This is a genomic window from Pseudocolwellia agarivorans (assembly GCF_002000085.1).
Lineage (GTDB): Bacteria > Pseudomonadota > Gammaproteobacteria > Enterobacterales > Alteromonadaceae > Pseudocolwellia > Pseudocolwellia agarivorans.
This window is the reverse complement of record NZ_MUZU01000011.1, coordinates 50,111-74,308: the sequence shown is the minus strand read 5'-3', so window position 1 is coordinate 74,308 and position 24,198 is coordinate 50,111. Positions and strand designations below refer to the sequence as shown.

Genomic DNA, 24,198 nt, shown 5'->3' with positions numbered 1-24,198 from the left:
TCAAGTAAAGCGCTATCCCCTTTAAGAGGGTTGCTATATGTAATAAATTATTACTTTCTATGACCGTATGGCGTAATAAATACATTTTAGTGAGTGGTTTAAATTTTTTAGGTGAAATTGATACCACCATAGGAACTACCAAGAGTTACAGCGAAGGCAAAGCAAGTAAGGGGAGTATTCAATATAACTTCGACACCATCACAAGTGCAGATCAACTTCTACAACTTGGTATAGTGTAGGGGCATAAAATTAAAGGGCAACAGTAGCTCTTTAATTTTATGCCAAGTTACTTAACCTGATAACTAGGTTAATAAAGCTAAGTGGCTTTTTTAGTAGACGTTGACTCGCGTTTTACAATAATAGGGATGTATTTATACTCATTGTTTTTTGAGCTTTCTTCGGTTTTATTAGACACTGCCGCTAATGCAATATTGGCCGCCTGAATCGCCATATCTTTAATAGGATAGTGCAGGGTAGAGAGCTTAGGGCGTGAATAGCGAGACAACAGCACATCATCAAACCCAAGTACCGAAATATCGTTAGGCACGTTAAAGCCATTATTCTCTAAAGTTGAAATTGCACCAATCGCCATCGCATCGTTATACACAAAAATAGCCGTAAATTTTTTACCTGTTGATAAAAGTTTTTGCGTCGCTATTTCACCACCTTGTAAATTAGGATCACCGTATTCAACTAAATCTTTATCTAACAAATAACCGGCTTTTTCAATTTCGCTTTGAAAACCGTTTGTTCGTAATTCAGGATCATCTATTTTGTACTTACTTGATATACAGGCAAACTCAGTGTGTTTTAAAGATAACAAATGACGAGCAGCGGTTTTGCCTCCTTCAAGGTTGTCTAACCATACACAGCGATTGCCTATTTCTTTAATATATCGGTCAATTAGTACTAGCCCAGGCTTCTTTTGAGCAAACTTTATAATTTCTTCATCACTTAACTTTTTACTGTGCACAACCAATACATCGCATTGTTGCTCTATTAATAACGTAATGGCTTTGCGTTCAGATTCTGCGTCTATCATGCCGGTACTTAATAATAACTGCATTTTGTTTTCTCTGGCGGCTTCTTCCACACCATTAGCTAACGAAGCAAAAAATGGATCGGTTAAGTCAGGAATAACCACACCCATAGTTGTACTTTTCTGCATAACTAAAGCACGTGCGTTCGCATTTGGGGTATAGCCCAAATCTTCCATCACTTTATTAACTTTTGCTTTGGCTTTTTCGCTGACTTTTGGGGCGTTATTTACAACCCTAGAAACAGTTGCAACGCTCACTCCAGCAATACGTGCAACATCTTTAATTGTTGGCATATGTAAATGTTTACATTTTATAAAAACATCAAGGTGTCACAATATTGTCATTTTCTCTAGCTTTAATCAACGTATACAATTTTAAAATTTAAGTGTTGCATTGAAAGGTGTAAACGTTTACATTAATATTTATTATTAAACTTGTAATGGATCTTTTAAATAATGACTATTGAATTTGACCCTACTGAACATCCACATCGCCGTTATAACCCACTTACAGGGCAATGGGTTTTAGTTTCTCCACATAGAGCTAAAAGACCATGGCAAGGTAAAGATGAAGAAGTTTCAGATACTAAACTACCAAGCTATGTTGAAGACTGTTTCTTGTGTCCTGGCAACGACCGTATTTCAGGTGACAAAAATACAAACTACACCGGAACATTCGTATTCACTAACGACTTTGCAGCACTAACACAAGACACACCAGACTCACCAGCCAGCGAAAACAATGTATTTACTAGCCAAAGTGCGCGTGGTTTAAGTCGTGTTATTTGTTATTCACCCGACCACAGCAAAACCTTACCAGAGCTTTCTACACAAGCTATTCGTGGCGTTGTAGACACTTGGGTAGAACAAATAGATAGCTTAAAAGAAGATTATCCTTGGATACAAGTATTCGAAAACAAAGGCGAAGTAATGGGGTGTTCTCAACCACATCCACACGGCCAAGTTTGGGCAAACAGCTTCTTACCAAACGAAGTATTCAACAAAAACAAATGTATGCTGGAATACTACGAAAAACACGGCACTAACGTATTACTTGATACCGTAAAAGCTGAAATGGCTGATGGTAGCCGCACTGTTGTAGACACAGAATACTGGATCGCCGTTGTACCTTATTGGGCAGCTTGGCCTTTCGAAACCATGTTAATGCCTAAAGCGCACGTTAAGCGTTTTGAAGAATTAAACGACGCACAAAAAGATGATTTAGCACTAGCGCTTAAATTATTAACCAGCCGTTACGACAACTTATTCAAATGTTCATTCCCTTACTCAATGGGGTGGCATTACGCACCATACTTTAAAGATGGTAGCGACATAGAACATTGGCAATTGCATGCCTTATTTTATCCACCACTTTTACGTTCTGCGACTGTACGTAAGTTCATGGTAGGTTACGAAATGATGGCTGAATCACAACGTGATTTAACCGCAGAGCAAGCCGCTGAAAAACTAAGAGCAGTAAGCGATGTTCACTATTTAAGTGAAAAATAAAGCAAGACTAAAATAAAAACTTTAAAACACAATGATAAATTTAATTGATTGAATGGTAGATAAACAATGTCGATAGAATTATTAGAAAGCGTAGTAACGACTTTTGAACAAACATTTGGTTACTCTGGTAGCCATAAAATACAAGCACCAGGCCGTGTAAATTTAATTGGTGAACATACTGATTACAACGATGGTTTTGTATTACCTTGTGCTATTAATTACCAAACCGTAGTAGTAGCTAACACGCGTGAAGACAACATAGTTCGCGTTGTATCTGTTGATTATCAAGGCGAGCAAGACAGCTTTGATTTAACACAACCGATTGAACCCGTTGATAAAGGTTGGGCAAACTATATTCGTGGCGTTGTTAAACATTTACAACTCCGTGGATATAACTTCAAAGGTGCCGACATTGCAGTAAGTGGTAATGTTCCTCAAGGCGCAGGTTTAAGTTCTTCTGCAGCACTTGAAGTTGTTATTGGTCAAACATTTAAAGCGTTATTTAATTTAGACATTAGCCAACAAGACATCGCATTAAATGGTCAAGAAGCAGAAAACCAATTTGTTGGTTGTAACTGCGGCATTATGGACCAGTTAATTTCAGCTGAAGCTAAAAAAGATCACGCGTTACTTATCGACTGTCGTAGCCTTGAAACATCAGCTGTTTCAATTCCTAAAGGTGTTTCAATTGTTATTGTTAACTCAAACAAAAAACGTGGTTTAGTTGACAGCGAATACAATACACGCCGTGAACAGTGTGAAGCAGCCGCAGAATTTTTTGGTGTTAAAGCATTACGTGACGTAAGCATAGAAACATTTAACAGCAGAAAAGACGAGTTAGACCCAATCACCGCAAAACGTGCAAAGCATGTTATTACAGAAAATGATCGTACAGTTGCTGCCGCTCAAGCATTAAAAGAAAATAATATGCCTGTTCTACAACAATTAATGGCAGAGTCGCATGCGTCAATGCGTGACGATTTCGACATTACTGTATCTGAAATAGATACTTTAGTTGATATTATGAAAACAGCTGTTGGTGATAAAGGTGGGGTACGTATGACAGGTGGTGGTTTTGGTGGTTGCGTTGTTTCACTTGTTCCTAACGAGAGCGTAAACGCTGTAATTGCTGCAGTTGAAAGCCAGTATGAAGCGAAAACAGGCCTAGCACCTAGTGTGTTTGTCTGTTCAGCTGAAGAAGGTGCAAGCTTAATTCCTGCATAATGTTAGTGTAACATTGTAAATGAATAAGCTATTATAGACACTCGTTAGCATTCAAGTACTTAGAAATAGGTCGCTTGATTGATAATGAGTATCAAATTTAAGTAACAATGTAGCGAGGGGAGTCATGCATTGTTGCTTTTTAGTATTAGTTACTTAATACGCTGAGTCTTAGGCTGTTCAATTAGCCTATTATAATTAATATCAAAGAGAAAAAATAAAAATATGAATTATATTGAAATTACACTCTTCATCATCGCTGTAACAGGCGTTATAGGGATGGGGATATGGAAGAGTAAACAAGGCGAATCCGATTCGGAGAATCAATCCAGTAGTTCTTACTTTCTGGCTGGTCGAGGACTCTCATGGTATTTGGTAGGTTTTTCATTAATTGCTGCCAATATATCAACTGAACAATTTGTAGGTATGTCAGGTAAAGCTGCCGATTGGTTAGGTATGGCCATTGCCTCTTACGAGTGGATGGCAGCAATTACATTAGTGGTTGTAGCTTTCGTATTTTTACCGCGCTTCTTACGTGCTGGTATTTATACGGTTCCTGAATTTTTAGAATACCGCTATGGTGCAAGTTCACGTACCGTAATGGCATTAGCAACCTTACTTATTTTAGTAGGTGTTCCAACAGCTTCTGTTATTTATTCTGGTGCTAAAGTTATCTCAGGTTATTACCCAGACGTTTTCATATTAGGTGACTTAACCGCAGCGTGTTGGTTAATTGCTTTGCTTTCTGCTGGCTATGTTTTTGTAGGTGGCTTAAAAGCCTGTGTATGGACCGACTTAGTGTGGGGCGCAGCGTTAATTGTTGGTGGTGCTATTGTTGCTTATTTAGCATTCCAAGCATTAGGCGTAGCAGACCCAGCATCTTTAGTTAAAACAGCTACTTTGAAAGAAGTAACGGTTGACCAACTACAAAATGCCGGCAGTTGGGAGCGATTCCAGCTACTTAACGGTGGTACAGCTGAAGAAGGCGGTAAGTTACACATGATCCGTCCAATTGATGATGCTGAAATTCCATGGTCAGCACTTGTTATTGGTTTATGGTTACCTAACTTTTTCTATTGGGGATTAAACCAATATATCATTCAAAGAACATTAGGTTCTAAATCGCTAGCAGAAGGCCAAAAAGGTATCGTTTTTGCTGCATTCTTAAAGCTTTTAATTCCATTTGTTGTAGTAATTCCAGGTATCTTAGCCTTTAACTTATACTACGAGCAGTTAGCTGTATCGAACGGTGGTTACGATTTTGATGGTGCATTCCCTGTATTATTACGTAACTTAATCAAACCTTATCCTTGGATTTCATGGTTCGTATTAGCGGCTATTTTTGGTGCTATCGTAAGTTCTTTAGCGTCAATGTTAAACTCAGCGTCAACTATCGCAACAATGGATTTATACAAAAAAGTAAAACCAAATACACCTGATTCACAATTACCTAAAGTAGGTAAAGCATTTGTTGTAATTTTTGTACTTATTTCAGCGTCAATTGCGCCAACATTAGCACACCCAGGTTTTGGTGGAATATTCACCTTTATTCAAGAATTCCAAGGCTTTATCAGCTCAGGTATTATTGCAATATTCTTATTTGGTATGTTAGTTCCAAGAGCACCACGCTTTTTAGGATGGCAGTGTATATTACTTAACGTAATTCTATACGGTTCACTTAAATGGTTTATTGGCGACATGATTGTTGATTCAGGTTTATGGTTCTCTAATGAGATTGCCTTCCTAGATCGCATGGCTATTTGTTTCTTAGTCATCATGGCTTACTGTGCTATTGCAACACTCGTTAAACCACTTAAAACACCAGTTGTTATGCCTATCAATACAGAAATCAGTTTAGAGTCTTCTAAATCAGTTCAAGTATGTGGCTTCTTAGTTGTGTTAATGACCATTGGTTTATACATTCAGTTTTGGTAAACAAAACGTATGGTTAATAATTAATAACATTTAATAAAAAACCAAAAAGGTTAACGAAAGTTAACCTTTTTTTATTGCTTACTTTCATTGCACTACAATTTTAAACTTTGCATAATACACCTACCGATTTTATAGCGAGTTACATAAATCAATTCGCGTTAATTAATATCACACCACATTACGTTTATAAGGACATCTCATTGCTTTCCAATACCAGTAAATATCAATTAGTCGACAATGTGTTATTTCAAAAAGTAGATAACGAAACTGTTATTTTAGAACCTGAAAATGGTAATTATTTTACTTTAGATCCCGTAGGTACTTTCATGATTGAAAGCTTACAAGAAGGTAAAAATGTAGAGCAAGTTATTGAAAGTATAAAAAGCACTTACGACGTATCCGTAAACGAAGTAGAAGCCGATTTAAAAGAATTACTCACCAACATGATAAGCCAAAAGCTTATTATCGAAAGGGTATAAATATAGCCTCTAGGTTTTTCTTTATGGGGGATTCTGTACGGGTGGGTTTTGTATGCGACATACTGTTTATATAGTCGCAATTGCAGCCATAGTTACGTATCAGTGAAATGTTTAGGTAAAACATAAATGAAGCAGCATAAATGAAAATACGTAAGCTTTTTACCTTTTCGTGGTACGAATTGTCGATATTGGTTAAATCGTGGTACCTTTATCTAAAATGGGACATATTAATATCAAAGTTCCATTATAAAAAATGGCAAGCAAGCCTTGCCAACACATACAGTAATACCTATACACCTAATGGCGCAGTATTAAACGCAAACCCCGTTAAACAGCATCAAAGTATTATTAATATCATCAGAATAAACGAAAGTGCAGGGCGCAATCACTTTCGTCACATGAATTGTCTACGCCGTTGCTTATGTCAACAAGACCTACTTAGCGGTTACGGTATTCAATGTAAATTACACCTTGGCGTAAAGTTTGAAAACAGCAAACTTGCAGCGCATTCGTGGTTGTCGGTTAATGGCAAAGTTATAAACGATTCACAAGAGGTTATCTCTACCTATAAAGAGCTAACCACAGTAAACGACGCTCAAACACTATCAATGCTTAAATAACTCAACGGTGTTAATCAAACACAATGAGCTTGATACCAAGTCTGCGTCAAAATAGCGTACAACATATCTACATTTAAATGACGGTTCGGATTACGTACCAACTCATCAAACTCGCGCAGCAACACATTATTATCTAACAAGCCTAAATCGTGTAATCCGCTATGGCTAAGCAAGTTTCTTAACTCTTCTTCATTACTACGTACTAAATTAGCAAAATGATGATCGAACACCGTTTTATGTTTATTCCACACAACCGACTCGGGTAAATAGTCTTCCATGGTTTTTCTTAACAACCATTTAGGATAACTCCCTTGAATCAACATTTTTTCAGGAATCGCAAAACTAAAATCAACCACATCAGTATCAAAAAACGGATGTCTAACATCAACACCGTATTGATTAGCCACTTTTTGATAAGAGCGCATAGAATTATAAGTAGAAGTCGTTTTTAATGAATGGTAACGAGCAAATTTAGCTGGTTCAAATCGTTTACTAAAAGGGTTAGCCATTGCGTCTTCTTCTAATAAACTCAAAGCTTCATCTGTTAACCAAGCCGAACTAACATTATCAGTAATATTATCGGTACGGCTTACACGCGGTTTATTTAACGCAAACCTCATTAAATTTTGCATCGTGTGCGGCACTAACGGTTTTACAAATAACTTAATTAAAGAACTGGCTACAGGCTCGTTTAACTCACCACAGGCTTTTACCACTTCATTAATTACACCAAGTTCACCTTTATATAAGCGCGACCTATAAGACGAACTATGGCCCCAACAAACTTCATCACCACCATTACCTGTTAGCAACACGTTTGCCTGTAAACTTTGCATTAAAGCTAATTCTTCATGATATTTAGGCGACAATACAATACCAGGATTATCAAAATCGGTAGGGTACAACTCAGTAAAACCAATATCGTCAAACTTATCTAACTCTATAAAGTGCGGGTTAGCTAAACCTAGTTTGGCGATCATATCGTTAATGTTGCTCATTTCATCGCAGCTTTGGGTTCTTTGATAACTATGCGATAAAGTATGCAGCGTTTGGTGATTCTTTTTAGACTCAATATTCGCTATAGCCGTAACCGAGGTAGAATCCATACCGCCACTCATTTGTGTAAATACAGGCGTATTATTAGCATCATTCGCATTTGCACTTGTAGTTAAACGGTTAGATACACTTTGTGACAATAAATCAAAAAAATGGTGTTCGTATTCATCAGTATTAGCATAACGAATGCGCTTATCGGTATTTACATCCCAAAACTTAGACACTTCCACCGTGTTATTACGCCACACTAACTTATGCCCATTGGGTAAACGCTTTATTTCATTAAACATAGAAACATTAGGATCAGGTCTGCCCGAAAGCCACTGAGCAATAGCGCGTTTATTTACTGTAAGACTAACATTGTGATGACTTGCTAAAACCTGCGCGTCAGACGCAACATAAAACATATCATCAACTTGCATATAAAAGAGGGAACCCGTATTAAAAGCATCAATAGCGGCATGTAACTCTTGTAACTCATCATCCCAAATCACATAACTAAAATTACCTTTTAATTGTGTAGGAAGTTTATGATTTAATTTTTTATATAAAAAGCTTATTAAGGCAGAGTCATTAGAAATCGTATCAGTGTCGGATTTTTTTACACTTTCATCAGGATCGATATATTGCGTTAAAAGATCCTTTTTATTATCAATTCTAGAACGACAAATAACGCGGGTTACATTATCTAAAGCTGTTTTAGTTACGTCAAATACTGATAAATTGTTATCAATTGTTTCAGCTTTATTCGTTACAGCAGTGTAATAGGTTAAATAAAGAGTCTTATTTTTATTTTTTGTAACTTCTTTATTTTTAAAGTTATATTTATTTTTTGATGCGATACTTTTAATGTTTTTTAATACATTGTCGCCACTAATAACCGAACCACATGCGGCAAATAAATTGTCCATAAAAAATAATATTCCAAAAAGTAGAGTAATCAATCGTTAATATACAAGAATAAAAATCACATCACAGGTTATTTTATTTCTTCTATATTTAGCTAATTTTGCAATACAATTGTCATCTATATGGTGTAAAATTACCACGCTAAAAAATAAGTTAATCAAAAAACAAACGATAATAGAACCAAAATTTAAGTGTTTGCTCTATTTTTGTGCGAAAAGGGTTGTTTTAACAACATATTTAATAACGCTAGCTAGGTATTGTCTGATATTTTTACAGTCATAGTTTACATTTAAATACTAGTTTGTATACTCCTATTAAGTGTTTGATATATAAGAGTATAGTGTTTATGGCTTATTTATTGCTTTGTTTTTAACGAATTTATTATATACATCCCTCTTAAGGAGAAGATTAATGTTAAAAAAACTAATTGTTGGTTCTGTATTATTATCTACAAGCTTATTTTCACAAGCGGGTATTATTAGCAATATAAACGGTGCTGATATGTCTGGTATACAAGTCACAGCAATGTTTGGCAACGGAAGTAGCGAAACTTTAACGTGGGCTGCAACAGGTGCAACTTCAGGCGGTGTTACAGGCGCAGGTTGGTCTTTATCTCTTACTGGTGATACGTTTGGAGACTATAACGGCGCATCTAACATGTTCGTGGGCGACTGGGTATTATCTAACGATAGCCTATCTATCGGTATTGTTGGTTTAGAAGTAAATGCTGGCATTGCTGGAGTTTACTTTGATGACGCAGACTCAATTGAATATACTGCTGGTTCTAACGTTGGTCGTCCATTTGCTTCATCGTCTACAGATGTTTCAGCTTCTTTCACAAACGTATTCAGTGCACCAGATCTATTCGGTACAATGAATATTGATTGGAAACCGACTACATTTTTAGATTTAGGTCAAAAACTTACGTTTTTAACTGACACAGACAAATCAGTAGTATCTGAACCTGCTACAGCATTAGTATTTTTATCTGGTTTATTAGCGTTGGTTAATATTCGTAGAAAGTCTTAAGTTAGAAACCAAAAGGAAGTAAAGACATGAACTCTATTGAAACAACAGAAAAGAACACATCTTTAAAAAGTTACACTAAACCTGTATTAACAAATGCAGGTAACTTAGCGGAACTTACGCAAGGTTTTTCTGGAAGTATTCCAGACGAACAGGGTGGCCACACAAAACGTAACCCATTCCAAGGGTAGTATGTTTTTTATAAAGCCTATAACCGTTATTGGTTATAGGCTTTTTAATATCTAATAAAAATGAATCCATTATATAAAATACCTTTGCATGGTGTAGCTTGCGAACCTTTTTGTGATCATAAAAATCATAAGGTTGAACAACACATTACTATCCGTTTCACGGCTTTAAACCTCAATACATTTAACCAAGAATGTATCGAAAATAAAGAAGCAAACTGGGTTATGGAAGACAATGGCGAACGCTATCAATCAACGGTTAGCTTATATATACAAGATCAAAAGGCGAACAACCCAAAGTACATACTTAAAGTTGATTGCCAAGGTAAAGGTCTATTTAAAATAGACAAAAACAACATAGAGGTTAGTTGGCATAATCAAGGCACCGACTCAGCACATTATTTTCAAACGATAGGTATGGCCTTATGGTTAGAAATAAACAATGTATTGTGTATACACGCTAATGCGTTAGCTTATAAAGATCAGGTTATTGCTTTTGTAGCACCAAGCCGAACAGGTAAAACAACGCTAACCGCAGAATTATGTAAAAATGAATTTTCAGTAATGACCGACGACATGATGGCATTACACCAGCAAGATAAAGAATATACTATTTATCCGAGTTGGCCTGTAGCCCGTATGTGGCCAGAAACGTTAGAAATAATAAACAATAAAAACACTAACGAGCTTGAAAAAGTACACCAAGATTTTGCGAAAAAAATAGTAAAAATAAATAAAAACAGCGGTTTTAATTTTTGCGAACAACCTAAAAAATTAAAAACAATTTATATATTAAACAGAGTTGAAAACACTGAAAATAATAATAAAATTTCAACAGTTTGTAATATAACAACATTATCATCTGCTGAAGCTGTAATTTTATTAATACAAAATAGTATTTTAGGCAGTGCTTACAAAGCATTGTCTTTAGAACAACAGCGCTTTATTAAACTTACACAATTAGTAAAAAATGTAAGTATTAAAAAAATAACGTACCTGAGTGGTAAACAGTACTTGAACACTGTTCAAGAGATAATCATTAATGATTTAAGTGAATAAATATCAAGCAAAAGTAAATAAATAAAAGTAAATTTATTTTAGTTTTAGTATACAATGTTCAACATAAATCATGTGTTCACGGACGTTTAGTAAAATGGAATATGTAGTAAAATGATCAACGATAATAACGGTATCATAAAAAACAACATCAATGTTTTCGCTGTAGTTTACCGACTGATTGATTTATCAGTTATTCATCTCATGATAGTTTTAGCCATATATAGCTATTCACTCACATACACCAAAGAATATTTCGAACTTTCATTAATTGCTTCTATTGGCTTCTTCTTAACAGCTGAATCTTTTGCTTTGTACCGTTCATGGCGTGCTGGATTTTTTAATGAGATTGTCTTTTATACCTTTATTTCATGGGGTTGTGCTGCCGTTTTAATCATAACTTACATGTTTTTTACTAAACAATCAGAAGACTTCTCTCGAGTTACTGTTGTCATCTGGTTTATTTCTACTTTTTTTTCACTTGTCGCATGGCGTCTACTGTTTAACCGCTTTTTAGCGAGAATTAGACGTAAAGGTTTGAATACACGTAGCGTCGCTATAATCGGTGTTACTAAATCAGGTAAGCGATTAGCTCAACAAATATTAGACCATCCTGAAACAGGCTATCGTTTAACCGCTGTTTTCGACGACCGAGTACCAGAAAGAATTGAAGCCACTTACCACGCATGGTTAGAAGGTAAGATAAAAGACGGTGTAGAACGCGCAAAAAATAACGAGTTTGACGTAGTTTATATTGCTTTACCTATGGTAGCAGAAGCACGTATTAAACACATATTACAATTACTCGGCGACACCACTGCTAACGTACAACTCGTACCCGATTTATTCGTATATACCTTAATGAATGCTTCAATGTCACACATCGGTAATATCCAAACCATCAGCGTATACGACAACCCAATGCGTGGTGGTAACGCGGCACTTAAACGATTTGAAGATATCGTATTCTCACTCGGTATACTTACACTAATATCCATACCTCTACTTCTTATTGCTATCGCTGTAAAAGTAACCTCAAAAGGCCCTGTAATCTTTAAACAAAATAGATACGGGCTTGACGGGAAAAAAATAAAAGTATGGAAGTTCCGTTCAATGACGGTAACTGAAAACTCAGATGTAGTAACACAAGCCACCAAAGGCGACGCTAGAATAACCCCTCTAGGCGCATTTTTACGACGAACGTCACTTGATGAGCTACCGCAATTTATCAACGTACTACAAGGCAGAATGTCGGTAGTAGGCCCAAGACCTCATGCCGTAGCGCATAACGAATCGTACCGTAAAGAAGTTGACTACTACATGCTTCGCCACAAAGTACGCCCAGGTATTACAGGATGGGCGCAAGTTAACGGATGGCGCGGCGAAACAGACACCATAGACAAAATGGAAATGCGTATAAAATACGACCTTGAATATATTCGCAATTGGACCCTATGGCTTGACGTAAAAATTATCATATTTACCGTATTTAGATCGTTTAACGATAAAAATGCATACTAGAAACAACAAAAAATGTTTTACGGTTTATCTCTAATTAGAAAAATTAGCGGAATTCGCTGGCAGGTTTAACTTTTGAGGTGTTTAACCCTTAAATGTTTTATCACTGCTCGGTGAAGCGCAAAGCGCCTCGGTGTACTCTGTGGTGAAAAAAGGTTGTAGGGTTTATCTCTAATTAGAAAAATTAGCGGAATTCGCTGACAGGTTTAATGACTTAAATTGAATACTTTAAGGAAATAAGAATAAAATGAAAGTTACTTTTTACGGAATAGGCTACGTAGGCCTAGTACAAGCAGCAGTATTAGCTGATGCAGGACACGACGTTTGTTGTGTAGACATAGATCAAAACAAAATTGATGATCTTAAAAAAGGAATTATTCCAATATACGAACCGGGTTTAACACCACTGGTTGAAAGTAACTATGCAGAAGGGCGTTTAATTTTCACAACCGACGCTGAATTTGGCGCTAATTTTGGTGAATTACAGTTTATTGCCGTAGGTACACCACCAGATGAAGACGGCTCTGCCGACTTAAAATACGTACTTAAAGTAGCTGAAACTATTGCTACTCACATGACATCACCTAAAGTAATAATCGACAAATCAACCGTACCTGTAGGCACAGCCGACAAAGTAAAAGACCAAGTTAATAAAGTACTTGATGCCCGTTTTCCTGATAACAGCGCACCAACATTTGCCGTAGTTTCAAACCCTGAGTTTTTAAAAGAAGGTTCAGCGGTAGCTGATTGTAAACGCCCAGATCGCATAGTAATAGGCACAGACTCTACCGAAGCTGAAGAACTCATGCGCGAGCTTTACGCACCATTTAACCGTAACCATGAAAAAATTATAGTAATGGACATCAAATCAGCTGAGCTAACAAAATACGCAGCTAACTGTATGCTAGCCACCAAAATAAGCTTCATGAACGAAATGGCAAACATAGCCGAACGCGTAGGGGCCGACATTGAAAACGTTCGTCATGGCATAGGTTCAGACCCACGTATAGGTTACCAATTTATATACCCAGGTTGTGGTTACGGTGGTTCATGCTTCCCTAAAGACGTACAAGCACTTGTACGCACAGCAGACGGTATTGGCTACGAATCACAAATACTTAAAGCCGTTGAATCTGTTAACTACGCACAAAAGAACAAACTATTTGAATACATCTCAAAGCACTTTGGTTTAGCCGAAAATCCTAATGCCATTAAAGGTAAAACCTTTGCATTATGGGGCTTATCATTCAAGCCAAATACCGACGACATGCGCGAAGCACCCAGCTTAGTATTAATGGAAGCACTATGGAAAGCAGGCGCTAAAGTACAAGCCTACGACCCAGAAGCGATGGAAGAAACCCAACGCATTTGTGGTAACCGTAACGATTTAAGCTTAATGGGCACTAAAGAAGCAGCCCTTAAAGGTGCTGATGCACTAGTTATTTGTACCGAATGGCAAAACTTCAAAGCACCTGATTTTAATACAGTTAAAGAAGAGTTAAGTGAAGCGGTAGTATTTGATGGTCGTAACTTATTTGAACCAGTGCGAATGAAAGCTAAAGGCTTTGATTATTGGTCAATTGGTCGTATTAATAGTTGATAGAAAATTTAATATCTTAAGAGCTAAGAGCTTAATATATTAAACTGAGATTGGTTTGAGTTGAAGTACTCAACTTAGGTTGAGCTATTGAAAATTGTGATGGATTAAATATGAAAAATAATTTAGATGAACTTAGTGTAGGAATTGTGCATGATTGGCTTCCAGTTTTAGGAGGAGCAGAAAAAGTTGTTGAACAATTTTCAACCATATTTCCTAATAATGAAATCTACACTCTTTTTAATTTCTTAAACGAAGCAGATGAATCGTTTCTAAACAGTAAAAAAATCAATGTCAGTAGGTTAAATAAACTGCCATATGTAGAAAAATATTATAGAAACCTATTATTAATGTGTACACGCCATATTGAGCAATTTGATGTTTCTAAACATGAGGTCGTTTTGAGCTCATCTGCAGCATTAGCAAAAGGTGTTCTAACCAGCGTTGACCAACCACACATATCTTATATTCATAGCCCAGCTCGTTATGCATGGGATTTAAGTCATGAATATATAGAAAATATACAAGGCAACTTTTCTTTCTTAAAAAGAGAAATAGCAAAAGAACTCATTTATAGGTTTAGATCATGGGATGTACGAAGTACTAATACTGTCGATGCTATTTTAGCTAATTCACATTTCATCCAAAAACGAATTTTTAAGATATACAGACGTAAATCAAAAGTTATTTACCCTCCAGTTAATATTGACAAATTTAGTTTATATACAGGGGTTAGAGAAGATTACTATGTAACTGCTTCTCGTTTAGTGCCTTACAAAAAAATAGATCTTATTGTAAAAGCTTTTTCTAAAACTAAAGAACGTAAATTAGTAGTTATTGGAGATGGTCCAGAGTTATCTAACCTAAAAAAAATTGCTGGTGATAATATTGAGTTTGTTGGATATCAAGAAATTGATGCAATGGTTAGCTTAATCCAACGTGCTAAAGCATTTGTTTTTGCTGCGTTTGAAGATTTCGGTATTTTACCTGTAGAAGCACAAGCATGTGGTACGCCTGTCATTTGTTATGGCTTTGGTGGAACAGCAGAAACTGTAAAACCACTTGGACAATCAGATAAGCCATCTGGTGTTTGGTTTTTAAAGCAAGATGAAGATCATATTTCAAAAGCTGTAGACGAATTCGAAAAGAATATAGACAAATTTTCTGAAAGCCAATGTAGGGACAATGCAGAGTTTTTTGGAAATAATCGTTTTCAGGCAGAGATCAGTGAGTTTGTTCGTTATGGTCTGGAAAATGATTTCAATATTGAAAAACTTGATCTATTAAATACGAAATAATAAGCGGTCATTTTTAATGAAGGATAATATAGTGATAACCCCTAAAATAATTTTAAATGGTCGCTTTCTGTTACAGAATATAACTGGTGTGCAAAGAGTTGAGCGAGAAATCCTTGTCGCTCTAGATAAATTAGCAAAAGAAGGGATAATTGAAGTCCCTGAAGTTATTCTTCCTGAAAAAGGTGAAATAATTGCACCTCCAAGACTTGAAGTTATAAAGTTAACACGTAAAGGGAGTTTATCTGGTCATTTATGGGAACAATTTCAATTACCTAAATATTGTAATTCAAAAACACTATGGTGCTTGGGTAATACTGCGCCTGTATTAAGCTTAATGTCGAGTAAACAAAAGGTCGTGACTATGATTCATGATCTTTCATACAAATATTTCCCAAGTGCTTATAATTGGAAATTTAAAGCCTTTTACTCTGCTTTAATCCCTCTAGAGCTAGCAAAAAGTGATGTTGTTGTTACGGTATCAAATGCTGAAAAAAGCGCTATCTTAAAGCATTACCCGAAATTGAATAATACTAATATATTATTTTCAGCTCAAAATGGCGGTATACCAGATGAACGTTCTACTTTAGAATTTAATAGCTCCATAGTTCCTATTGAAGATAGGAATTATGGAATTTATGTTGGTTCTTTAAGTAAAAGAAAGAATGCAGAGGGTGTTCTCAGTGCAGCAGTAAAGTTTTTACAAACTTACAAAAATATGAAGTTTGTAGTAATAGGCTCTAGTTCTGGGGTTTTTGACTCTTTTGACGTTGACATACCTGAAGATGTTAAAGATAGATTGGAAATGCGAGGTCAAGTGAATGATCCTGAAGAAATATATAAAGCTTTCGCTAAAGCTAGATTCTTATTATTTCCATCATTTTATGAGGCAAGTCCGTTACCACCTATAGAAGCAATGACATTTGGTTGTCCTGTCATATCATCTAGTATTCCTAGTTTACAAGAGCGTTGTGGTGATGCTGCTATATACTGCGATGCAAATGATCAGCAAACTATAACTCAAAGTATTGATATGTTAATGGCTTCAGATGATTTATGGAAAAAACTTTCTTTAGAAGGAAGTAAAAAGGCTTCTGAATATTCTTGGAAGCAACAAACTGAAACTTTACTTAAATTAAGTGGGTTAAGTTTATGACATTAACTAAAGTTAGGATTATCCATGAAACTAATCCAAGAAAATATTTTCCTGCTTTATTTGAGTTGGGGAATTCGAACGAAATAGATTTAGTTGGTGAACATCGTTACAGTGTATTTAAAGAGTGGTTAAGAGCATGGTTAGTTGACCGTACACCATTTATGGAACGTACTAAAAATGCCCTGAACGATTTAATATTTAGATTCAAACTGCCATTTATAAAAAATGAAGTTATCTTAATGGGGTTTGCACCATGGGACTGGCGATTACTTTTTTATAAACGCCTAGCTAAACATAATAAAATTTTATATCACACTTCCTGGCATGATTGGGATTTGAATAAAACACCACGTCAACCATACTTCTCGTTTTTGAAAAAGTATTTAAGCAACCAATGGAAAAGCTTTATTACTCATTCAAACGTTAAAGTTATAGCTGTAACCAAGGAAGTTGCTAAATCTGTAACTTTTCATACTAAAGCTGTACCAACGGTTATCCCACATGCAGTACCTGATGTTTTTTTCCAAGCAGGATTGAATAGAGTTCCAAATAATGAAGCGCCTCTTAAGCTTCTTTATGTAGGTGAAATATCAGAAAAAAAAGGGATCAAACAACTGCTTTCAATAGTTAGAAGGTTTACTGAACAAGAAGTAGTATTAACTGTTGTAGGTAAAGGACCACTTGAGAGTTTAGTTCGTACAGAAGATTCACAGGTTAACTACCTTGGAGCTATTTATGACAGGAGTAAACTTGCTCTAATCATGTCAGAACATGATGTTCTAATGCTATTATCTCAAAAAACTCAAACTTGGGAGGAGCTTTTCGGAATTGTAATTGTTGAAGCTATTGCTAGTGGTTGTGCTGTGATAGCTACTGATCATATTGGACCAAGAGATATCCTAGGGGAAGGGGAACATATTGGCTTGTTTAAAGAAAAAAATACAAATGAAGTAAGCGAATTTTTGCGTGATTTATTAAATAGTCATATCAAAGTGAATGAATTAAAAAATAAGCAGAATGTTGCTACTACATATTCTATAAGTAAAGTTAAAAAAGCTTGGTTAATGGTGATATCTGAACAATGATTAATCATATTTTTATACTAAGACGTATCTCTTTCATTATTCTAATAGCGATATTATTTATTTCTCCATTTTCCGGTACATGGGACAAGGCAATATTATTATCTATTGCTTTTCTTACATCCTCATCCTTAACTTTCATAGCAATGGTTTTTGATAAGCGTAGAGGAGGGATCTCATACATGTTTGAATTTTTCATTTTATTTTTTATTGCTATTCCTGCTGTATTTCAAATTTCGACACAAATATTTCCATGGTATGCAAACTTGCATCCTCAGTATATTTGTTTGGCTATTGGACTTATCTCACTCTCTCATCTGGCATTCCATGCTGGTATGGCATTTCATACTAAAAAGTACGCTGGTGTTATGACCTCCACAAATAGAATAAACTTAGATTATAGAGATATACTTTTTTACTCTAAATGGGCTTGGTCTTTTGCTATAGTGGCAATGGTCTTGGCCGTTGCGGCAGGTCCGTCTAATTTGTTTGTTGGTAGGTTTCAAATTGAACGTGTACCTTTTGAGGGGTTGACTCAACAATTTCTCTTTATGTGCCGTTCTTTAAGCTTATTATCAATGATAATGCTTTTATTTCTTGTTAAATACTCCCCAAATTCAAAGATAAAAATTCAAAATATATATTTTTTGGCTATGTTTTTATTACCATTTATAGCTATTAATTATTTACCTGCATTGCCTAGATTTGTTCTATTCGGGATATTTATAGCTCTCAGCACATTTGTCATTGATTATTTCAATACAAAAAATAAGGCATCTGTTGCTATTTTTTCAATAGTGGTTTTATTTATTGTTTTTCCTGGTATTAAATCCCTTGGTAGGGAAGAGCTAGATTTATCTGGAGCCTTACTTCGAGCTGATTCATCAGTGATTTCTAGTTATCTATTGAGAGTAGATTTTGATGCTTTTATGCAAATAGTATCAACCGTAGAATATTATATAAAAGATATAGGGCCTATTAGATATGGAGTAAACTTTATTGGTGTTATTTTGTTTTTTGTGCCTAGAGCTTTATGGGCTAATAAACCACTTGATACAGGACAGATAGTTTCAGCTGATTTGGGGTATTTTTATAACAATGTTTCTAGCCCGCTTCAAGCCGAAGCTTTGATGGGGTTTGGTTTTATTGGGCCTTTCGTTATTTTTTTTCTATTGGCATTTTATATTTCTAGAATAGAGTTTCATGCAAAATCACTTAACAACTGTATTCCTCTGCCGTCATCATTTTTTATTTACGCTATTCTGATGGGATTTATTGCTATTGTTATGCGTGGAGCCTTAAATGCCGTAGCTGCCCAGTTTTGTACCGCATTTATAGCTTTATATTTAATGCAATTTGTAAAAAGTAATATCAGATTTAATAAAATAAAACAGCTCTCAAATTTTAATGTTTCTAAAGGAAATTAATTCTTAAGATAATTAAATTTAGGTGTTAGTTCTTTTAAATTCGAGCTTATTGAATATATGTATAAGTTTAGTTATTTGGGCAGTTATTAAAAATAAAGCTTATTAAAAATTAATGTAGCAAATCCTTAAGATTACTGTAAATAATATTTAAGGCTTAGGCATTATTTTGTGATGAGTAATTAACTAAAATCATAAATTGCACTATATCTCTCGTGTTTGTTAGTAGTGCTTGTAATATTAATTGTAGTAAAAGTGGAGAAAAGATTTGAGCCTAACTGTAATTGCCTGGCCTAAACGTAAAAATGAAAATGAGAACCCTTACCAGTCTTTACTTTACTCTTCTTTAGAATTGAATAATGACGTAAAAGTAGTTGAGTTTTCTTTAGCTTCATATTTTTTTACCAGAGGTAAGAAAGTTTTACATATCCACTGGCCAGATGTTTTTTTAGCTACTTCTCAAGGCGTTGTCTTCTGGATAAAGCTATTGTTTTTATGGTTAGTTTTTTTTCACGCTAAGCTTTTTAAAATTCCAGTTATTTGGACCGTACATAATTTGAAAAGATCTGAGCAACGAAATGGGGGGCTGATGGACGATTATTTCTGGCCTAGATTCTCCCAAAGAGTTGACGCACTGATTTATATGACAAAAGCATCTAAAGCCCGAGGCGAAGAGATTTTTAATAATTGGAAAAAAATACCGAACATTGTAATACCTCATGGGCATTATGACCCAGTTATAAAAAAATATATGAAGACAATGCCAACAATTAAAAATGACAAACCTCATATCTTGTTTTTTGGATCGATTGCTAAATATAAAAATGCTTATAAATTGTTAGATGCGTTTTTAGAGTTGCCATCAGGTACTTCTATATTAAAAATAAAAGGTAAAATGTGTGGGACAAGTCCTGATAAAAACCTTATTAAAAAGCTAAGCAGCCTAAGTTCTGAACAACAAAATGATATCATCTTCGAGAACCGATTTTTAGATGATAAAGAGCTCATTCAGGCTATTAGTGAAACTGAACTAGTTGTTTTTCCTTATTCTGATGTATTAAATTCAGGGGCTGCAATATTTGCATTATCGGTAGGACGACCAATCTTAGCAAGCAATACATCTTTATTTAGAGAGTTGCAAAGTCAAGTGGGTGAAAATTGGGTACAACTTATTGATGGTGAGCTTGATGGTAATCAATTATCAATAGCAATCAAAAATTCTTGTAAGTTGAAAGAGACTGGAAAGCAACCTAATTTATCTACTTTTGAGTGGGATAATATTGCAGAACAAACTTTATCTTTTTATCGTAACGTATTAGATAAAGGTTCAAAAAATAAAGTATGAAATCTATATTATTAAAACTTAGTAAGTTACTAAGTGTTCGAATGCTAGCAATTGGACTAACTTTTATTCAAACAATTGTGATAACGAGAGTTTTTGGTAGTGAGGTTTTTGGCTTATTGTCTATTGCGCTATCAGTTTCTGCTTTATTAGTGCTAATTCTTTCGGCTGGTCTTGATCAGGTATTAATGAGAGATATTGCCCGAATAGGGAAACACCGAATTGCGAATTCAAAAAGGTGGCAGAGTATATGGAGGTTAGTTAAGTATTATATTATTCCCTTGGTGTCTTTTGTTGTGCTTATTGGAGTTCTTTTAGTAACGTTTACAAATGTTTTTAATGAATACTCCTTAACCATATTAGCTGCTATTTTAATGCTTCCATTTGTACTTTCTCGCAAATACTTAGAATCTATTTGTTTAGGTACTAAACAAGTTGTACGTTCAATAACTGGTAGCCAACTAGTATATCCAGTTTTGATGATTATAGCCTGTATCTATGTTTGGTATATGGGTATTAACCCTGATGTCAAATCAGTTTCTTTGACATACGTTTTTGCTATTTTGGGTAGCTTAATTGCTTCTATCTTAATGATTAAAGGTACATTAAAGAGTATATGTAAGAAAAACACAAACTCAATATCTAAAGACGATGATAATGCCGATTTATTTGAAAGTTTAGGAGATAAGGCTTTATTAAAAAGTGGGATGCATTTTTCTTTGGTATCTTTAGGCTTTGTGTTAGGTCAACATATTGATGTTCTTTTAACTGGGCTACTTTCCACGCCTGAAAATGTAGCCTTAGTTAGAATCTCTGCTCGTGTCGCTGAAGTAGCAGGCTTAATGCGTGCAATAATCTTGATGCAATATAAACCTATTATAGCCGAAGCTTATGGGAAGTCGGATGACAAGGTTCTTCAAAATCATATTTCAACTATGGTGAAAATATTTGTTTTTACAGGTATACCTATAACCTTAATACTCTTTATTTTTGCAGAACAAGTCATGATGGTGTTTGGTCCTGAATTCATATTAGGAGCAAATGTAATGAGAATATACCTGATTGGTGTAGTATTTCTCCTCTTATGTGGACCATGTAATTCAACTTTAGCTCTTACTGGAAATGAACAAAAAGCAAGTAAATATATATGGATTGCTATTAGTATAAATATATTACTTGATATTATTTTGATACCAATTTGGGGAGCATTAGGGTGCGCAATTGCTAATGCTACATCCATGGTAATACTTGGAATTATTAGTGTATCTGCTGTTAGACGAATTCTTCATATTGAAACATCAATTCTTATTTTTTTTAAATTAAAACGATATTAAGGCAAAGTAGCAAATGCGTAAACAATTAAGAAAATTAAAACAAGCGTCGATTGACTTTAAGAAAGGCTTTAGGAACCAACCTTTTACACACAGTTACCCTACAGTTGATTTAACACAATGGAGATCCGGGAAAAACATACCAAATTTCGGAGATGATCTCTCATCGATTATAGTCAGTCTTTTAATGGCGCAGACCGGTAAAACACTTGAAGATGAAGCAAAAAGAAAGCGTGAGTTGGTAGCAATTGGCTCTGTTATTCATTTAGCTAAAGAGGATGCTGTTATATGGGGTAGTGGTGTTAATGGAAAGATCCCTGAACACTTCCATACCTATAATTCCTTAGAAGTAAGAGCTGTTCGTGGTCCGTATACTAGAGAATGGCTAAAAGATAAAAAAGGTATAGTTTCTCCAGAAATTTATGGTGATCCTGCATTATTACTACCTAGTTTAACTAACGGTAGATTTGAAGCAACAGGTACTATTGAACATGTATTTGTCCCTAACCTTAATGACATGCTTACAGGTGTGGACTTGGACTTACCAGAAGGAACACAAGTAGTTAGTCCAATGCAAAGCTGGCATAGGGTTGTAGAGCATATACTAAAAGCTCGCTTTGTTACGGCATCATCATTACATGGTTTAGTTATTGCTGAGGCTTTTGGAATACCTGCTCGTTATGTTCGACTATCAAAACAAGAAAACCTTTTCAAATATAAAGACTACTATGCTGGAACTGATCGTCACGAGTTTGAGTATGCCAATAGTATCCATGAGGGGCTAGAAATGAAAGGAGAGAAACCAATTGTTATAAACTTTGATTCTCTAAAAGATGCATTTCCTTATGATCTTTGGATCTGATTTAAATTAGTTAAACAATGTAATAGTAAGAATATTAAGGGATTAAATATCCTAGTCTCTTAATTAATATTTAATAATACACTTAAAAATGGATGAATTATGATTTTACCAGTAATTATGGCGGGCGGCTCAGGCACGCGTTTATGGCCTCTTTCTCGTAGTAACTACCCTAAACAGTTTTTAGCTTTAGGTTGTGGTAATGACCATAGCCAAACTATGTTGCAACAAACTATTTCTCGTTTAAATGGTTTAGGCAATGCGCCATGTATGCTTATTTGTAACGAAGAGCATCGTTTTATCGCTGCTGAACAAGTAAGAACATTGGGTGCTCAGCATGGTGGTATCTTCCTAGAACCTGTTGGACGTAACACTGCTCCTGCCATTGCTTTAGCGGCAATTCATGCTTTAGAAACGGCTAAAGATGGTGAAGACCCAGTATTATTAGTATTAGCTGCTGATCATGTAATAAGCGACGAAGCTGCTTTTCAAACATCTGTTAAAAAAGCCTATGAACATGCTAAAAACGACAAGCTAGTGACTTTTGGTATTGTAGCTAATAGCCCTGAAACAGGTTACGGTTATATCAAACGTGGTAGCTCTTTAGATGACGCTTATTTAGTCAGTAGCTTTGTTGAAAAGCCTGATTTAGGAACAGCCAAAAATTATGTTGATTCTGGTGAATATTACTGGAACAGCGGCATGTTTATGTTTAAGGCGAGCCAATACGTTGATGTACTTAAAAAGCATAACCCTGCTATTTACGATGCTTGTGTAAAAGCAATGCAAGTACAAAACCAAGATATGGATTTTGTTCGTGTAGATAAAGACGCATTTATGGCTTGTCCTGACGATTCAATCGATTATGCGGTAATGGAGCCTTTATGTGCTGAGAACAATTCAGACGTAGTAGTTGTTCCTATGGACGCTGGTTGGAATGATGTAGGTGGTTTTGCTGCTTTATTAGAAGTTTCTAATCACGATGAAAACGGTAATGCTTTCACCGGTGATGTTGAGTCTGTTAATACTCAAAACACTTTAGTTATTAGTGAAGATAAATTAGTAACAACGGTTGGTGTTAAAGACTTAGTGGTTATAAACACTAAAGATGCGGTTTTAGTTGCTCATAAAGATGAAGCACAACACGTTAAAACGATTGTTAATAAGTTAAAAGCTAATAATCGCTCAGAAGCGACTATTCATCGTGAAGTATATCGCCCTTGGGGTAAATACGATTCTGTAGATAGCGGTGAACGTTTCCAAGTTAAACGTATTACCGTTAAGCCTGGTGCTAAATTGTCGGTTCAAATGCATCATCACCGTGCTGAACATTGGATTGTTGTTTCGGGTATGGCACGTGTAACTATTGATGAAACAGAGCAATACGTTTCTGAAAACCAATCTGTGTATATTCCTATTACTGCAGTTCATGCGTTAGAAAACCCAGGTAAAGTTGATTTAGAGCTTATTGAAGTTCAGTCAGGTTCTTACTTAGGCGAAGACGATATTGTTCGCTTTGAAGACCGCTATGGCAGAGTAAAATAATATGTCACATT

General features: G+C 35.4%; 22 protein-coding genes. 19 read left to right on the top strand and 3 right to left on the bottom strand.

Annotated elements, in window-relative coordinates; genetic code table 11:
- The first annotated feature begins 59 nt into the window (after positions 1 to 59).
- On the top strand, positions 60 to 239 hold the full coding sequence (locus B0X80_RS16110; protein ID WP_077342137.1) for a hypothetical protein: 180 nt from the start codon (positions 60 to 62) through the stop codon (positions 237 to 239).
- Positions 240 to 316: 77 nt separating this feature from the next.
- On the opposite strand, the gene B0X80_RS16105 is transcribed toward B0X80_RS16110, so the two are convergent.
- On the bottom strand, positions 317 to 1,333 hold the full coding sequence (locus B0X80_RS16105) for a LacI family DNA-binding transcriptional regulator (RefSeq protein WP_077342135.1): 1,017 nt from the start codon (positions 1,331 to 1,333) through the stop codon (positions 317 to 319).
- Positions 1,334 to 1,495: 162 nt separating this feature from the next.
- On the opposite strand from B0X80_RS16105, the gene galT reads away from it, so the two are divergent.
- The 5 genes from galT to B0X80_RS16080 all read left to right on the top strand — a co-directional run bounded on the left by galT (position 1,496) and on the right by B0X80_RS16080 (position 6,803).
- Positions 1,496 to 2,548, top strand: coding sequence for a galactose-1-phosphate uridylyltransferase (gene galT / locus B0X80_RS16100; protein WP_077342133.1), 1,053 nt, complete (start codon positions 1,496 to 1,498; stop codon positions 2,546 to 2,548).
- A gap of 66 nt (positions 2,549 to 2,614) precedes the next feature.
- Positions 2,615 to 3,772 carry a galactokinase gene (galK, locus tag B0X80_RS16095; RefSeq protein WP_077342131.1) on the top strand — a complete coding sequence of 386 codons (1,158 nt, stop codon included), beginning with the start codon at positions 2,615 to 2,617 and terminating at the stop codon, positions 3,770 to 3,772.
- Between the two features lie 222 nt (positions 3,773 to 3,994).
- On the top strand, positions 3,995 to 5,704 hold the full coding sequence (locus B0X80_RS16090) for a sodium:solute symporter family transporter (protein WP_077342129.1): 1,710 nt from the start codon (positions 3,995 to 3,997) through the stop codon (positions 5,702 to 5,704).
- A gap of 200 nt (positions 5,705 to 5,904) precedes the next feature.
- Positions 5,905 to 6,183: a PqqD family protein gene (locus B0X80_RS16085; protein ID WP_175623967.1), complete on the top strand. Its 279-nt coding sequence runs from the start codon at positions 5,905 to 5,907 to the stop codon at positions 6,181 to 6,183.
- Positions 6,184 to 6,323: 140 nt separating this feature from the next.
- The gene (locus B0X80_RS16080; protein WP_077342125.1) at positions 6,324 to 6,803 is read left to right on the top strand and encodes a lasso peptide biosynthesis B2 protein; all 480 of its coding nucleotides are present in this window, start codon (positions 6,324 to 6,326) and stop codon (positions 6,801 to 6,803) included.
- Positions 6,804 to 6,817: 14 nt separating this feature from the next.
- Here B0X80_RS16080 and B0X80_RS16075 read toward each other — a convergent pair whose 3' ends face one another.
- Positions 6,818 to 8,770, bottom strand: coding sequence for an asparagine synthase-related protein (locus tag B0X80_RS16075; RefSeq protein WP_077342123.1), 1,953 nt, complete (start codon positions 8,768 to 8,770; stop codon positions 6,818 to 6,820).
- Positions 8,771 to 9,179: 409 nt separating this feature from the next.
- On the opposite strand from B0X80_RS16075, the gene B0X80_RS16070 reads away from it, so the two are divergent.
- The 8 genes from B0X80_RS16070 (at position 9,180) to B0X80_RS16040 (ending at position 17,689) form a co-directional block, all read left to right on the top strand.
- Positions 9,180 to 9,797, top strand: coding sequence for a hypothetical protein (locus B0X80_RS16070; protein WP_077342121.1), 618 nt, complete (start codon positions 9,180 to 9,182; stop codon positions 9,795 to 9,797).
- Positions 9,798 to 9,823: 26 nt separating this feature from the next.
- Positions 9,824 to 9,985 carry a lasso RiPP family leader peptide-containing protein gene (locus B0X80_RS20385; protein WP_139345337.1) on the top strand — a complete coding sequence of 54 codons (162 nt, stop codon included), beginning with the start codon at positions 9,824 to 9,826 and terminating at the stop codon, positions 9,983 to 9,985.
- Positions 9,986 to 10,045: 60 nt separating this feature from the next.
- The gene (locus B0X80_RS16065; protein WP_077342119.1) at positions 10,046 to 11,041 is read left to right on the top strand and encodes a hypothetical protein; all 996 of its coding nucleotides are present in this window, start codon (positions 10,046 to 10,048) and stop codon (positions 11,039 to 11,041) included.
- A 111-nt stretch (positions 11,042 to 11,152) separates the two neighbouring features.
- Positions 11,153 to 12,559: an undecaprenyl-phosphate glucose phosphotransferase gene (locus B0X80_RS16060; protein WP_077342117.1), complete on the top strand. Its 1,407-nt coding sequence runs from the start codon at positions 11,153 to 11,155 to the stop codon at positions 12,557 to 12,559.
- A gap of 244 nt (positions 12,560 to 12,803) precedes the next feature.
- Positions 12,804 to 14,156 (top strand): UDP-glucose dehydrogenase family protein, encoded by a 1,353-nt coding sequence (locus B0X80_RS16055; RefSeq protein WP_077342115.1) that lies wholly within the window; start codon positions 12,804 to 12,806, stop codon positions 14,154 to 14,156.
- A gap of 110 nt (positions 14,157 to 14,266) precedes the next feature.
- Positions 14,267 to 15,451, top strand: coding sequence for a glycosyltransferase (locus B0X80_RS16050; protein ID WP_077342113.1), 1,185 nt, complete (start codon positions 14,267 to 14,269; stop codon positions 15,449 to 15,451).
- 31 nt (positions 15,452 to 15,482) lie between these two features.
- Complete coding sequence (locus B0X80_RS16045) at positions 15,483 to 16,604, top strand: glycosyltransferase family 4 protein (RefSeq protein WP_175623966.1); 1,122 nt, start codon at positions 15,483 to 15,485, stop codon at positions 16,602 to 16,604.
- On the top strand, positions 16,601 to 17,689 hold the full coding sequence (locus tag B0X80_RS16040; RefSeq protein WP_077342109.1) for a glycosyltransferase family 4 protein: 1,089 nt from the start codon (positions 16,601 to 16,603) through the stop codon (positions 17,687 to 17,689). The genes B0X80_RS16045 and B0X80_RS16040 overlap by 4 nt, the downstream gene beginning before the upstream one ends.
- A gap of 4 nt (positions 17,690 to 17,693) precedes the next feature.
- On the opposite strand, the gene B0X80_RS20380 is transcribed toward B0X80_RS16040, so the two are convergent.
- Entirely contained in the window at positions 17,694 to 17,885 is a 192-nt protein-coding gene (locus B0X80_RS20380) for a hypothetical protein (protein WP_139345336.1), read from the bottom strand.
- On the opposite strand from B0X80_RS20380, the gene B0X80_RS16035 reads away from it, so the two are divergent.
- The 5 genes from B0X80_RS16035 to B0X80_RS16015 all read left to right on the top strand — a co-directional run bounded on the left by B0X80_RS16035 (position 17,869) and on the right by B0X80_RS16015 (position 24,187).
- Entirely contained in the window at positions 17,869 to 19,113 is a 1,245-nt protein-coding gene (locus B0X80_RS16035) for a hypothetical protein (protein WP_077342107.1), read from the top strand. The genes B0X80_RS20380 and B0X80_RS16035 overlap by 17 nt on opposite strands.
- A 265-nt stretch (positions 19,114 to 19,378) precedes the next feature.
- The gene (locus B0X80_RS16030; protein WP_077342105.1) at positions 19,379 to 20,455 is read left to right on the top strand and encodes a glycosyltransferase family protein; all 1,077 of its coding nucleotides are present in this window, start codon (positions 19,379 to 19,381) and stop codon (positions 20,453 to 20,455) included.
- On the top strand, positions 20,452 to 21,786 hold the full coding sequence (locus tag B0X80_RS16025; RefSeq protein WP_077342103.1) for an oligosaccharide flippase family protein: 1,335 nt from the start codon (positions 20,452 to 20,454) through the stop codon (positions 21,784 to 21,786). The genes B0X80_RS16030 and B0X80_RS16025 overlap by 4 nt, the downstream gene beginning before the upstream one ends.
- Positions 21,787 to 21,970: 184 nt before the next feature.
- Complete coding sequence (locus B0X80_RS16020) at positions 21,971 to 22,645, top strand: polysaccharide pyruvyl transferase family protein (protein WP_217697164.1); 675 nt, start codon at positions 21,971 to 21,973, stop codon at positions 22,643 to 22,645.
- Between the two features lie 99 nt (positions 22,646 to 22,744).
- A complete protein-coding gene (locus B0X80_RS16015; RefSeq protein WP_077342099.1) occupies positions 22,745 to 24,187 on the top strand; it encodes a mannose-1-phosphate guanylyltransferase/mannose-6-phosphate isomerase in 1,443 nt (480 codons plus the stop codon).
- Positions 24,188 to 24,198 lie beyond the last annotated feature (11 nt).

Bases quoted from the DNA above. Each gene is read 5' to 3' on its own strand.
- B0X80_RS16110 (WP_077342137.1), top strand. From the start codon at position 60: ATGACCGTATGGCGTAATAAATACATTTTAGTGAGTGGTTTAAATTTT.
- B0X80_RS16105 (WP_077342135.1), bottom strand. From the start codon at position 1,333: ATGCCAACAATTAAAGATGTTGCACGTATTGCTGGAGTGAGCGTTGCA.
- galT (WP_077342133.1), top strand. From the start codon at position 1,496: ATGACTATTGAATTTGACCCTACTGAACATCCACATCGCCGTTATAAC.
- galK (WP_077342131.1), top strand. From the start codon at position 2,615: ATGTCGATAGAATTATTAGAAAGCGTAGTAACGACTTTTGAACAAACA.
- B0X80_RS16090 (WP_077342129.1), top strand. From the start codon at position 3,995: ATGAATTATATTGAAATTACACTCTTCATCATCGCTGTAACAGGCGTT.
- B0X80_RS16080 (WP_077342125.1), top strand. From the start codon at position 6,324: ATGAAAATACGTAAGCTTTTTACCTTTTCGTGGTACGAATTGTCGATA.
- B0X80_RS16075 (WP_077342123.1), bottom strand. From the start codon at position 8,770: ATGGACAATTTATTTGCCGCATGTGGTTCGGTTATTAGTGGCGACAAT.
- B0X80_RS16070 (WP_077342121.1), top strand. From the start codon at position 9,180: ATGTTAAAAAAACTAATTGTTGGTTCTGTATTATTATCTACAAGCTTA.
- B0X80_RS20385 (WP_139345337.1), top strand. From the start codon at position 9,824: ATGAACTCTATTGAAACAACAGAAAAGAACACATCTTTAAAAAGTTAC.
- B0X80_RS16065 (WP_077342119.1), top strand. From the start codon at position 10,046: ATGAATCCATTATATAAAATACCTTTGCATGGTGTAGCTTGCGAACCT.
- B0X80_RS16060 (WP_077342117.1), top strand. From the start codon at position 11,153: ATGATCAACGATAATAACGGTATCATAAAAAACAACATCAATGTTTTC.
- B0X80_RS16055 (WP_077342115.1), top strand. From the start codon at position 12,804: ATGAAAGTTACTTTTTACGGAATAGGCTACGTAGGCCTAGTACAAGCA.
- B0X80_RS16050 (WP_077342113.1), top strand. From the start codon at position 14,267: ATGAAAAATAATTTAGATGAACTTAGTGTAGGAATTGTGCATGATTGG.
- B0X80_RS16040 (WP_077342109.1), top strand. From the start codon at position 16,601: ATGACATTAACTAAAGTTAGGATTATCCATGAAACTAATCCAAGAAAA.
- B0X80_RS16035 (WP_077342107.1), top strand. From the start codon at position 17,869: ATGTTTGAATTTTTCATTTTATTTTTTATTGCTATTCCTGCTGTATTT.
- B0X80_RS20380 (WP_139345336.1), bottom strand. From the start codon at position 17,885: ATGAAAAATTCAAACATGTATGAGATCCCTCCTCTACGCTTATCAAAA.
- B0X80_RS16025 (WP_077342103.1), top strand. From the start codon at position 20,452: ATGAAATCTATATTATTAAAACTTAGTAAGTTACTAAGTGTTCGAATG.
- B0X80_RS16020 (WP_217697164.1), top strand. From the start codon at position 21,971: ATGGCGCAGACCGGTAAAACACTTGAAGATGAAGCAAAAAGAAAGCGT.
- B0X80_RS16015 (WP_077342099.1), top strand. From the start codon at position 22,745: ATGATTTTACCAGTAATTATGGCGGGCGGCTCAGGCACGCGTTTATGG.